The 13301-nt window shown below is 69.5% G+C and carries 4 protein-coding genes and 1 pseudogene; all 5 read right to left on the bottom strand.

The window, feature by feature from the left end; all coding sequences use genetic code 11:
- Nucleotides 1-2827, bottom strand: a pseudogene (locus B351_RS18125) (TIM-barrel domain-containing protein); the annotation flags it as partial.
- Between the two features lie 54 nt (nt 2828-2881).
- Nucleotides 2882-4603, bottom strand: a complete 1722-nt coding sequence (locus B351_RS0109325) for a DUF5597 domain-containing protein (RefSeq protein WP_050992170.1) — start codon at nt 4601-4603, stop codon at nt 2882-2884.
- Nucleotides 4604-4608: 5 nt separating this feature from the next.
- Nucleotides 4609-6552 carry a sialate O-acetylesterase gene (locus B351_RS0109320; protein WP_026010549.1) on the bottom strand — a complete coding sequence of 648 codons (1944 nt, stop codon included), beginning with the start codon at nt 6550-6552 and terminating at the stop codon, nt 4609-4611.
- Nucleotides 6553-6811: 259 nt separating this feature from the next.
- Nucleotides 6812-9730 carry a TonB-dependent receptor gene (locus B351_RS0109315; RefSeq protein WP_019398769.1) on the bottom strand — a complete coding sequence of 973 codons (2919 nt, stop codon included), beginning with the start codon at nt 9728-9730 and terminating at the stop codon, nt 6812-6814.
- 282 nt (nt 9731-10012) lie between these two features.
- Nucleotides 10013-13168, bottom strand: a complete 3156-nt coding sequence (locus tag B351_RS0109310; RefSeq protein ID WP_232207912.1) for a TonB-dependent receptor — start codon at nt 13166-13168, stop codon at nt 10013-10015.
- Nucleotides 13169-13301: the final 133 nt, after the last annotated feature.

Genomic DNA, 13301 nt, shown 5'->3' with positions numbered 1-13301 from the left:
GTAGTGCACGCTGGCGTCCGCCTCCGGTTCCAGCGCGCCGGCATCGGTGCGCGGGCCGTCGATCCAGCGCACCCGGATCTCGCGCGCGGCGACCATGCCCGGGTAGCCGCCCTGGCGCGCGCCAATCAGCAGCTCGCCCTTCGCCTCGTCCCAGCGCAGCGGGATGCGCGCGAACTCGCCGCGCTCGTAACCGTAGTTGCGGCCGTCGTCCTCGTACAGCGAAAAGCTGCCGTCGGCACCGGTGTAGACCTCGATGGTCAGCGGGGCGTCGGGCTTCTCGTCCACGTATTGCTGGACCACGGTGCGCGGCACGATCGAGCCGGCGCGCACGAACAGCGGGCTGCGCTCCAGCGGCGCGGCGGCGGTCACCTGCTGCCCGCCGGCATGGCGCTGGCCGGTGTGGAAGTCGATCCAGCTGGTTCCCGCGGGCAGGTGGACCTGGCGCTCGCGCGCCTGGTAGCGGGTGATCGGCGCGACCAGGAAGGCCGGGCCGAACAGGTACTGGTCGGCGATGTCGCGCACCTCCGGGTCCTGCGGGAAATCCATGGCCAGCGCCCGGAGGATGGTGCCGTCGCGGTGCCAGGTATCGGCCGCCAGGGTGTAGATGTAGGGCAGCAGGGAGTAACGCAGCTTCAGGTAATGCACGAAGCTGTCGTAGTGCGGCGTGCCTTCCGGCGCGAGCTCCCAGATCTCGCGGTACGGGAACTGGCCGTGCAGGCGGAACACCGGCACGAAGGCGCCGAACTGGAACCAGCGCAGGTTCTGCTCGCGCCACTCGTCCAGGTGCGCCGGGTCCTTGCGCTCGTAGCGGCGCTGGGCGAGAACCCGCCGATGTCCATCGACACGTTGGGCGCGCCGGCCATGGATGCGTTGACCAGGCCGGAGATCTGTTCGCGCAGGTCGTCCCAGCGCGGGACGATGTCGCCGCTCCAGAAGGCGGCGGCGGCGCGCTGCTGCCCGGCGAAGAACGCGCGGGAGAGGATGAACACGCGCCTGTCGGGATCGACCTCGCGCGAACCGCGGTACACGCCCTCCGAGTGCGGCAGCGGATAGGCGTTGAAGTACTCGGTCGACGAGCCCAGGGCATTGGGCATGGTGCGCGCCTTGCGCTCGCCGACGTCGATGTTGCTGTGCAGGTCCGGCTCGGTGGCGTCCAGCCACCAGGCGTCGAAGCCCTTGCTGTTGAGCTTGGCATTGACCTGGCGCCAGAAGATGCCCTGCGCCTGCCTGGAGAAGGGGTCGTAGAACGAGTTGAGGTAGCCCTTGCCGATCCAGTCCAGTTCGCCGACCTCGACGTTGCGGCGGTACATGAAGCCGGCCGCGTCCAGCTCCTTGTAGTGCTCGGTGGTCGGGTAGAACTTCGGCCACACCGAGATCATGATCTGCGCGTGCTGGTCGTGGACGTGGCGGACCATGCCTTCCGGGTCGGGGAAGTTGGCCGGGTCGAAGTCGTGCGAACCCCAGGCGTCCTCCGGCCAGTACGACCAGTCGAGCACGATGGCGTCGATCGGCAGCCCGCGGCGGCGGTACTCGTCCAGCACGCCGGTCAGCTCGGCCTGGGTCTTGTAGCGCTCGCGGCTCTGCCAGAAGCCGTAGGCCCACTTCGGCAGGATCACCGCCTTGCCGGTCAGCCAGCGGTAGCCTGCGATCAGCTCGTCGGCGTTGCTGCCCGCGACCACGTAGTAGTCGATCATCTGCCCGGCCTCGGACCAGATCGACAGGTCGGAGGCCTCCCCGGCCGGCCGCGGGTCGCGGTGCAGCAGGGCGATGTAGGCCGGGTCGATGGTGTCCCACTCGACCCGCACCGGATAGCGGCGCCCCGGCTCCAGCTCCAGGGCGAACTCGTGGTGCCACGGGTTCCAGTTCTGGCGCCAGCGGTCGACCACCAGCTTGCCGTCCACGTACACCTTCACGTACTCGCTGTTGTACATGGAGAAGGTGTGGCGCCCACCGCTGGACGCCTCGATCGCGCCCTCCCAGGTCACCAGGGTGCGGCCGCCCTCGGCCTTGTTCTTCGCCTGCTCCGGGAACGCGGCCAGGTCCTTGATGTACTGGTAGTTGATCTCCGCCTCTCGGCGCTGCACCCGGACCTTGCCGTCGATCGAGTAGGTCGCGGTGAAGCCGCCCGGCCGGCCCTTGGCGTCGTACACCCGCAGCGACTCCTGCAGCGGGCGCAGGCCCTTCGGATCGCCGTAGCGGGTGATGGAGTTGTTGTCCCAGAGGATGCCGAGTTGCGGGTGGAGACCAGGTAAGGGATGGCCTTGTCGATGTTGTGCTGGAGCAGCTCGACGTCGCGGCCCTTGAGGTTCATCCAGCCCTGCTGGTGCAGGCCAGTGCCGTACAGCGCTTCGTCCTGCGGCGACTGGAAGCGCTGGCGCACGCTGTAGTAGTCGCGGCCGTCGAACGTGGCCGGCTGGAACTCGCGCGCGCCGGGGCGCTCGGCCAGCAGCGGCTTGCCGTTGGCATCGAAGAAGCTGACGCTGCCATCGCCCAGGGAAACCTCGGCGGCAATGCCGGACGCCTTGACCCGTACCCTGCCCTCTTCCTGCTCGACCTCGAACGCCGGCGGCGCCGAGGGCGCTTCGGCGCGCATCAGGCTGGGACTGCGCTGGAAATCGCCGTCCACGTCGGCGCTGACGCGCACGATGCGGTCGGACACCAGCTGCAGGCGCACGTCGGCGGCCTGCGTATCGGCCGGGCGCACGATCACGCCGTCAGCCTGGCGCTCCACGCTCTGCGCCAGCGCCTGCATCGGCACAAGCGCGGCCACCACGGACATGGCCAGCAGCGCACGCCGGGCATGCATGGACCTGTTGTTCTGCATCATCTTCGTTCCTCTCTCTTTGCGGCACCCGGGGACGGCGCCGGCATTGCATTGCACTCAGTAGGTCGCCAGCTTTACCCGCAGCAGCTGGGTGGCGTCGGAAAAATTGAGGCCGTAGTCGGTCTGGTCGCCGTTCCAGCGGCGGCGGAACTTCCACTGGCCATCGACGTAGGTGCCCTCGTCCACGTATTGGTAGATCTGGCGATCGGCCACTGCCGGGTCGGTCGCCACCAGGTTCACGCGCGCGTGGATGCCGGTGACCAGGAACTCGTCCGGCCCCAGCTGCACCACCAGCGCCGCGCCTACAGGCTCGGGATTGCCCGGTGGTTCGCCCTGGAACCAGAACTGCGGCACGCCGTAGGTGACCACCGCTTTCCAGCGCCCATCGATCTCCAGCGTCTGCACCGGTACGCCCGGCTGCTCGGCGGTTCCGTGCACCCGGCCGTCGAAGCTGGCCTGGGCGATCACGTCCGCGGCCGGGCCGACCAGCCGGTAGTTGAGCGCGAACGGCTCCAGCGCCTGCGCATCGACCACCTTGGCGCCCAGCGGGTAGTTGGAGTAGTGCGAGAAGTCGATGCCGAACGGCGACCAGCCGATGGCCTGGCGGCCCAGCGCGGCGAAGAAGTAGCGCGCGTACTCGGGGCGGTTGCCGGTCTCGGCCACGAACAGCGGGTTGTCCGGGCGCGCGTAGCGGTCCAGCACCGTGGTGTAGTGCAGGTACCCGGGCATGTAGATGTCCGGCGCCAGCAGGTCGATGTGCGGCGCGGCGGCCTTGTAAACGTCCAGCACGTTGTCGGTGGGGCCGCCGCTGGCGTACTGGCCCGGCTGGCCGGGGTTGAACGGCCCGCGCAGCGCGGCGTTGATGTACATCGGTAGCGGGTACTCGGCCTTGCCCGCCTCGGCCACCTGGTCGATGAAGCGGGCGATGTGCCAGGCGTGGAAGAACTCGTCGGCGTCGGCACCGAAGACCTCGCGCCAGGTGCCCGGCGGCCTGCCCAGCTTCTCCAGCAGCGCCTGCGGCACCGGGCCCTCGAACGCCTGCTGCGCCAGCGGCGAGAAGTCGCGCACGCCGCCGTAGGTGCCCGGCTCGTTCTGCGGCTGGACCATGATCACCGTGCGCTGCGGATCGTTGGCCTTCAGGTGGCGCATCAGCTGCACGAAGGCCTTGCGGTCGGCCTCCAGGGTTTCCCGGCCGTGCGGCGACAGCGAGTCGAGCGTGCGTCCGTCGGCGGTGACCACGCGCGGGAAACGCCCGTTGTCCAGCTTCACCCACGCCGGGGCGTAGTGCGGCGCGTTGTTCTTCCAGGTGGCGAACCACAGCAGGACCAGGCGCACGTCGTGTTCGCGCGCCTGCGCCAGCAGGGTGTCGACCCAGGAGAAGTCGAAGCGCCCCTCCTCCGGCTCGACCTGCTCCCAGGCCACCGGCACCATCACCGTGTTCGGCTTCACCAGTTCGATCGCAGGCCACACGTCCTCCAGCGCCTGTGGCCAGTTGCTGGAGTTGTTCACCTGCGCGCCGAGGACCAGGAACGGCTTGCCGTCCACCAGCAGGGCGTGGCGGCCGTCGCGGGTCACGATCCGCGGGATCGGCGCTTCGGCGGCCTGTCCGCGCGCGGCCGGCCGCTCGCCGTCGGCGCCCGCACCGTCCGCGGCATCCCCTGCCCCACGGTTGCCACAGGCGGCCAGCAGCATGGCCAGCGCCACGCCCAGCAGCGGCAGCACCAGGCCAGCCGCGCGGGCGCGCACCGGGTCCCGCCTGTCCGGTCCGCGGCGCCGCATCGTCCTCACCACTCCGCGGTACGGAACGGCGAAGCCGGCAGGCCGTCGCGACCGACCAGGCTGGCCTCCTGCGGATCGTCGCTCCAGCCGTAGCGCGCGCTCACCGGGCGGGACACCGCGCTGGCGCGGAGCACCACGGTATCGCCCTCGATCCGCGCCTGCGCCGGATGGAAGCGGCCGTCGGCGCCGGCCAGTTCGAATCCCCCTAGCGCGCCGCCGCGCGCGGCCAGGGCGCCGTCGGCATGGTCGAAATGCAGCACCAGCTCGCGCCCGCGCACCTCGGCGCTGCGGTACACCGGCCCGGTCCAGGCGATGTCCCGGTCGCCGTACACCTTGTGCAGGGCGATCCGTGCCAGGCGCTGGCCGACGGTGCGCTTGTCGCGCGGGTGGATGTCGTGGGTGTCGCCGACATCGGTGATCACCGCCTGCCCGGTGGCCGGCAGCGCCAGGGTCGCCGACTGCGATTCGCGCAGCGTGGCCCAGGGGCTTTCAAGCACCCGCCCCCGCGCGTCGAGCCGGTCGCCGCCGGAGTGGAACGGCGCCAGCTGCGCCCACAGGAACGGCAGCTGCGGCGTGCGGAAGCCTCCGCGCCAGCCCTCGATCAGGCCGCGGAACTGGTCGCGGTAGCGGTAGGCACCCTCCGGGCTGGCATTGGTCTCGCCCTGGTACCAGATCACCCCGGCCAGCGCGTAGGGCTGCAGCGGATGCAGCATGGCGTTGTACAGCACGGTATCGACCTGGTTCTTGTCGTCGAGCATCGACACGCTCACCTGCGCGGTGCGGAACAGCCACGGCCCGCCCAGCGCGCGCGGCACGCCACCCTGCGGCTGCACGAAGATCTCCGCCGGCGCACCCATGATGCCGCCGCCACCACCGTCGTCCTGCACCCGCACCGCCAGCGTGTTGCGGCCGGCACGCAGCACTCCCGCCGGGACCTGGTAGACACGCGGCTTGTTGTAGGCATTGGCCGTGCTGCCGACCAGGTGGCCGTTGACCCAGGTGGTGTCGGTGTCGTCGATCTGGCCCACGCCCAGGACGATGCCGGCGGCCGCCTCGGCCTCGCTGAGCTCGAACGTGGTGCGGTACCAGGCCACGCCGTTCATGCCGTCGTAGCCCTGCGTTTCCCACGCCGCAGGCACCTGGATGGGCTGCCAGTCGCGGGTGTCGAGCGCGTCGGCGGCGAAGGCCTCCGAAGCCGGGTCGACCGGCTCCCACGCGGCCACGCGCTGGCGCACCGCTTCTTCCGCACGGGCCTCGGCGGCGCGGCGTTCGCGCAGCTTCGCTTCCAGCCCGGCGGTATCCAGGCCCAGCATGCCGGCGCTCATCCAGGCCTCGATCGAACTGCCACCCCAGGTACTGTCGATGATGCCGACCGGCACCTGCAGGGTGCGGCGCAGTTCGCGGGCAAAGGCATAGCCGACCGCGGAGAACGCGCCCACCGTCTCCGGAGCGGCCGCCTGCCACTGCCCGCCCTCCAGCTGGCCACGCGGCGTTTCCGCCCAGGACCGCGGCACCTTGAAGTGGCGCAGCTGCGGATCGCCGGCGCCGGCGATGTCTTCCCCGCCATGCAGGGCCTGCGCCACCGGCCACTCCATGTTCGACTGCCCCGAGGCCAGCCACACCTCGCCCAGCAGCACGTCGGCGATCCTGCGGCGCTCGCCACAGGCCTCGACCGCCAGCACGTACGGGCCGCCGGCGGCATGCGCCGGCAGGGTCGCCTCCCAGCGCCCGTCGGCGCCGGCGGTGGCACTGGCGCGCTGGCCATCAAGCTCGACCCGCACCTCGCAGCCCGGGCGCGCCTGGCCCCAGACCGGCAGCGGGCGGTCGCGCTGCAGCACCACGCCGTCGGAGAAGACCAGGGGCAGTTCCAGGGCGCCGCCCTGCGCCGCGAACGCGGCCGGCGACAGGGCGATCCAGGCCAGGATGGCAGGCACGATCCGTGGTGTCATTGCTGCAGTTTCTCCGTCAGTTCGCCTCGCGCCTGCCGCTCGCCCGGCAGGCGCAGCCATGGGTTCGCGCTCCGCCGCAAGGCGGGCGCACGTGGTCCCGGGCGGGTCGCAGGTCCGCTCCCCGCCGGGTCCTCGTGGGCCGAACGATACCGTTCCTTCCCCTCACCCGCGCCTCTTTGCCGCCAGGATCATGTGCTGCACTGCGCAAGATCCACGCCGCGCGACGTGGCCCGGTGCAGGCACGGGCACGACGCGGGCATCAGAAGTTGACCCGCAGGGTGGCCGCGTAGCGGCGGTCGTTGACGTACCAGGACGTCACCCGGTCCCCGGCGCCGTTCTGTTTCATGATGGTCCGCTGCTCGGCGTTGTTGAGGTTGTTCATCTCCAGGCCCAGCTGCACGTGGTCGTTGATGCGGTAGAAGACCGAGCCGTCGAGCTGGCCGAAGTCGTCGCTGAAAACCGGCAGCTTCCACGGGATGCCGCCGTCCTCGCCGTTGTAGCCGTTGGGCCCGATCGACAGCAGGTACTCGCTGCGCCAGTTGTAGGCGAAGCGCACCTGCCACGGGCCGCGCTCGTAGAACACGGCGACGTTGTAGGAGTTCTTCGACAGGCCGTCGGCCGGCAGGTCGGCGAAGCCGGTGCCATCGGTATCCACCGGCTGGGTATCCGAATCCACCGGCACCTTCGTCGAGCTCTTGATGTACGTGTAGTTGGCGGACATGCCCAGGCCACCGAGCGGACCGGGCAGGAAGTCGAAGAACTGGTTCCAGCCCAGTTCGGCGCCCTGGATGCGTGCGGTGCCCACGTTGACCGGACGGGTGACCAGGTACTCGTACTGGTTGCCGTCGCGCCCGGGATAGGACTCCAGCCGGGTCTGGCGCCGGAAGTAGTCCTTGACGTCCTTGTGGAACAGGTTGATCCAGGCCATGCCGCCGCGGTCCGGATCGAAGTACCACTCGGCCGACAGGTCGAACTGGTTGGCCCGCATCGGGTCCAGGTACGGGTTGTCGTAGGAACTGCCGGACAGCTCGAGGTCGCCGATCGGCAGGGTGCCCTGCTCCGGCTCGGTCACGCCATCGCGGGTGCCCACGGTCAGCACCTGGTAGGCCTGCATGTCGCCGAAGTCCGGGCGGGCGATCGCCCTGGACGCGGCGAAGCGCAAGATCAGGTTGTCCACCGGCTCCCAGCGCAGGTTGAGGCTCGGCAGCACGTCGGTATAGGCGTTGCGCGCGGCGATCGGCTCGACCTCGCCCGCGCCCAGGTACGGCGCGTACGGCACGTCCGGGTACACCAGGAAGCCGTCGGCGGTGTTCTCGGTGCGCACCACGCGCACGCCGACGTTGCCGTCCAGCAGCGCGCCGTCCAGGCCGAACTCCAGCATGAAATACGCCGCGTAGGTGTCTTCCCGCTGGCGGTTGGTGTACTCGCCGCCGGCCTCGCGCTCCTCGAAGCCGCCGTAGCAGCAGCTGTAGTACGGGGTCGCCGCGTCGTGGATGTCCTTGTAGCTCGCCGGGTAGCCCAGGGCCGTGCCCAGCACCGGGGCATGGAATGCACCCGGGGTATTGGCGCCGCCGCGGTAGAAGTTCCGGAAGGTGTTGAGGTTGACCAGGCTGGAATTGATCTTGTCGTTGAGGTCCAGGCCCGGCATCTGGTCGGACGGCAGCGCCCACCAGCTCATCCAGGTCTGGAACACCGGCTGCCAGTTGTAGCCGGTGTCGATGTTGGTGGCCTTGCGCTGGGTGGTGCGCACGCCGGTGCGGAAGCCCTTGAGGAAGCCCGCGCCGGCGAAGGCGTGGTCGAGGTCGGCGCGCCACGCCACCTCCTCGGCCACGTTGTCCACCAGGTCCTCCATGGTGAAGCCCCAGTAGTAGTTGGCCGGGTCCGTGGTGAACCCGGCATCGATGCCGATCCGGGGCACGCCGCCGAGGCCGACGTCGATCCAGGGAACGTTAACTCCCAGGGCCACGGTGGAATCCAGGGCGCGCGTATCGGCCTTGATGTACTGCAAGTCGGTGGCGAACCGGGTGCGGTCGCTGAGCTGCCAGTCCAGCCCCAGCGACAGGTCGGTGGTCCTGGACTTGCGGTGCGAGGCGCGGATGTCGGTGCCCATCGGCACGCCGCCGGCCTGGGTCAGGCGGCCGGAGCGGAAGACGTTGCCGTCCAGGGCGTACGGCTGGCTGGCATCGAGCACGACCTGCAGCGGATCGTTGGAAACGAAGATCGCGTCCTCGTACCAGAGCTCGTCGTACTTGCTCTGGAACGCGGTGCCGGTGACCTCGATGCCGGCGTCCGGGCGCCATTGCAGGGCCACGTAGGCGCCGTCGCGCTGGCGTTCGTAATCCAGGGTGCGCCAGTCCGCCCCGCGCGGCAGCCACAGCAGCTCGTTGCCGCCGTCGCCGTCCAGGTCGGTGTTGGCATTGGCGAAGAACGGGCGCACGAACAGGCCGTCGGTGCGGGTCGCCAGCTCCGAGCGCGCCACGTCCACCAGCAGGCCGAACTCGCCGGCCGAGGTCTGCCAGCGGTTGCTGTACAGCAACGAGCCGGACGGTTTGTATTCCTCGACGAAGTCGCCGTAGTTCACGCTCAGCGACGCGCTGACCTTGCGGCCGTCCTGGTCGAACGGCAGGCGGGTGCGCAGGTCGACCGTGCCTCCCAGGCCGCCCTCGATCATCGCCGCGGTCTGGTTCTTGTACACGTCCACCCCGCCCATCAGCTCGGAGGGCACGTCCTGGAAGCTGAGGTTGCGCCCGCCGGAGGCGGAGAAGCTGTCGCGGCCGTTGAGCTCCGAGCGCACCTGGGTCAGGCCGCGCACCGCCACCCCGCCGCCCTCGGCGGAGAAATGCTCCGGGTCGCCCACCGAGAGGAAGTGGTCGATGGTCACGCCGGGGATGCGCGACAGGGTCTCGGTGACGCTGCGGTCCGGCAACGCGCCGATGTCCAGCGCGGTGACCGAATCGACGAAGGTGTCGGCGTCGCGCTTGATGTCCTGGGCCCGGTAGACCGAGCCGCGTATGCCGGTGACCCGGACCGCGTCCAGTTCCACCGCCTCCCCCCCCGCCTGCTGCGCGGACACGGGGCCGGACAGCGACAGTGCCACGCCAAGGGCCAGCAGGCTGCGGGCGGACGCGGCGCGGGCGGGCGACCGCGACCGCCGGTTGCGCGAAGAATGCTTGGACATTGCGTTCCCTCCCAGGACACGTGTGGTCAAGCATGGACGGTGACGCCGTCCGTTCGGGTTGTCTGCGCAAGGCCGGCGTGGGGATATCGGCCTGCGGGTCCGGGAGCTGCGTGCGCGTCGGGGACCCGCGTCGCCCGAGCATAGGTTCGGGCAGGCATGCCCCACCAATGAAATTATCCCCGTGCAGGTATTCCCCGCCGGAATGGACAAGAAAAAGGCCCGCGGGTTTCCCCGCGGGCCTTGGGCTGGCTGCTTCCGCCGCGTGCGCGGCGGTCGCTCCGGTTACCAGCTGGCGCGCAGCACCAGCGAGTAGCGGCGGTCGTTCTCGAACCAGGCGCGGTTGTACAGCGTCTCGTCGATGAAGCCGTCACGACGGTAGCCACGCGGCCCCATCAGCAGCTTGGTGGTGCTGTTGGTGAGGTTGTTGGCCTGCAGGCCCAGCTGGATGTTCGAGTTCAGGTTGAAGAAGATCGAACCGTCCAGCTGGCCGTAGTCGTCGTTCCACACCGGCTGGCGCATCGCCGGCATCACGTCGCTGGAGGTCAGCAGGTAACGCGAACGCCAGTTGTACGCCAGGCGCATCGAGATCGGGCCACGCTCGAAGATGCCCATCACGTTGTAGCTGCGGCGCGACAGGCCTTCCAGCGGCAGGTCCACCGGGACCTCGGTCGGCGCGTTGCCGTCGGGGATGCCGACGTCGACGTTGGTGCCGCCCTTGCTGTCCACGAAGGTGTAGTTGGCCTGGATGCCGAAGCCCGGCAGGAAGTCGAAGAACTGCGAGTAGCCGACTTCGAAGCCGCGGATCTTGCCCTCGTCGAGGTTGCGGGTACGGGTCATCACGTACTCGCGCCCGTCGATGATCTCGGTGCTGATGCCGGAGGCGAAGTAGTCCTTCACGTCCTTGGTGAACAGCGTGATGTACGCGCTGTTGGCCGGACCGAAGTACCACTCCAGCGCCGTGTCGAACTGGTTGGCGCGCATCGGCTTCAGCTCGGGGTTGCCGCCGCTGCCGAAGTAGCTCAGGTCGTCGAAGCTGCACAGGTCGGCTTCGTCGCGCAGGCCGTCGCGCATGGCGTTGGCGCAGCCGGCGGCGCTGGCGCCCAGCGTGATCCAGTTCTGCATCAGGCGGAACTCGGGACGGGCGATGGCCTTGGACGCGGCGAAGCGCCACTGCAGGCCATGGTCGAAGCGCACGCGCACGTTCAGGCTCGGCAGCACGTCGGTGTACGAGGTGCTGTTCTCGCTCTCGAACGGCTGGCCGTAGAACGCCTCGCGCACGGCCGGGTCGACCTGTTCGAGGTAGCCGGTGGTCATGTCCGGCATCAGGCCGCCGCCCTTGCTCGTCACGCTGGTCTTGACCACGCGCACGCCCAGGTTGCCGTCCACCGGCACGCCGAAGCGGTCGTAGTTCTCGAAGTACAGCGCGCCGTACGCCGCCTGGGTGCGCTCATGCTGCTCGTTGATCGCCGACGGCGAGTAGGCGATCGGACGCCACTGCGCGCCCGGGATGGCGCCCAGCGTGTCGCGGACCTTGGCGATGTTGACGAAGTCGTCCCCGGCCGTCCAGAACTGGGTCGGCAGGTTGACCTTGCCGCCGAAGAAGTCCTTCAGGGTATACAGCTGCGAGTTGCCACTGTAGTACTGGTCCAGCCACGCCACCGGCGGGCGGCTCGGATCGGGGTTGCCCTCGATCTTGTTCCAGTCGTCGCTGATGACGCCCCAGTTCCAGGTGGTGGAGAAGCTGCTGTAGTCGCGGTCGGCCACGCGCACGCCGAAGCGGGCCATGCGCCACCAGTCGCTGTCGAAGCTGTACTCGAAGTCCAGGCGGCCGGCGCGCTCGCGACCCTCGTTGTCGGCCAGGTGGTCCATGGCCGAGCGCCAGAAGTAGTTCTCCTGCTGCAGCGCGAAGTTCGGGTCGTCCAGGGTGACCGACGGGTACTTGCCGGTCAGGTCCAGGGTGATGCCCTCCAGCAGGCTGGAGGTATGGACCGCGAAGTCGACGTTGTCGCTCTCGGCCTTCACGTACTGGAAGTCGGCGCGCATGACCAGCTTGTCGGTCATGTAGTGGCGCAGGCTGGTCGACCAGTCGGTGGTCTGCGAGGACTGCACGTTGTAGCGGTTGCCGGCCACGAACTGGATGCCCGGGCCCTTGTACATCGACGGGGTCTCGTCGTCCGGCGTGCCGCGCCAGCCACCGAGGCGGATCGCGCCCTTGAGGAAGCGGCCGTTGGCGTCGTACAGGAAGCGGGTGCCCGGCATCGGGATCAGGCGGTTGGTGCGGTCGGCCAGGCCGTCGCCACCGTCGTAGGCGTTGCCGTAGTGGTTCGGGTCGCCGGTCCAGTTGGAGGTGTCGTTGGCCTCGCCGGCGCCGGCGTACTCCATGTAGTGCTCGCGCCAGGCCATGTCGTACTTGGACGTGATGACCTGGGTGGTGATCTCGGTGTCGTCGCTGGGACGCCACTGGAACACGAGCGCGCCGCCCTGGCGCTTGCGGTCGAAGTCGGTGCGGCGCCAGTTCACGCCGCCCGGCACGAACACGTGGTCGCGGTCGGTGCCTTCCAGCAGCAGGTCGCGCTGGCTGTCGGACGGCACCCAGGTCTCCTGCTCCCAGTCGTACACCCAGCCCTCGCCGTTCGGCAGGCCTTCCGGCTGCTCGGCCGGGGTGCGGCCGCGGCGGGAATACGGCTGGATCTGGATGCCGTCGGACTGGGTGGCCAGCTCGGAGTACGAGAGGTTGGCCAGGAAGCCCACCTCGCCGATGCCGGTCTGCCAGCGGTCGGAGAACAGGAACGAGGCCGACGGACGCGCGTCCTTGGCCTTGTCGCCGTAGTTGTAGTCCACGCTGCCGGCGATCTTGCGGCCCGGCTCGTCGAACGGCTTGCGGGTGCGCAGGTTGACCGTGCCGCCCAGCCCGCCCTCGATGATCTCGGCCGAGGGGTTCTTGTAGACGTCGACGCCGGCCATCAGCTCCGCCGGGATCTCCTCGAAGCTCAGGCCGCGGCCACCGTTGGCGCTGAACACGTCGCGGCCGTTGAGCTCGCCGCGGACGAAGGTCAGGCCGCGGATCATCACGCCGCTGCCCTCGGCCGAGAAGTGGTCGGTATCGTCACGCGCCGCGAAGCCGGTGACGGTGACGCCGGAGACGCGCTTCAGGGTCTCGGTCACGCTGCGGTCCGGCAGGGCGCCGATGTCCTGCGCAGTGACCGAGTCGATGATCTGCTCGGCGTCCTGCTTCAGGTCCTGCGCCCGCATCAGGCTGCCGCGCAGGCCGGTGACCTGCACCGTCTCCAGCTCGACCGCCGGATCGGAGCCCGCGTTGGCGTTGCTGTCCTGCGCGTTGGCGCCGGCGCCCGCCAGGACGATGGCCACGCCCAGGGCCAGGGCGCAGGGCTGCGGATACAGGCGCGACTTGGCGCCGCGGCCCGCAGCACGGTTCATGTGGTTCGACATCCAGTTCCCCTCCCAGAGAGTAAGGATTTCTTTCGGTTTTCAGGGACTTGCAAGAACGTCCCCCGCGGTCCGGCGGGAGTACGTGAAGCCGACGTTAACGGTACCACGTGACGCCGGTCAA

Source organism: Pseudoxanthomonas sp. GW2, assembly GCF_000283075.1.
GTDB lineage: Bacteria > Pseudomonadota > Gammaproteobacteria > Xanthomonadales > Xanthomonadaceae > Pseudoxanthomonas.
The sequence above is the reverse complement of the archived record's forward strand: the minus strand, read 5'-3'. Positions and strand labels throughout refer to the sequence as shown.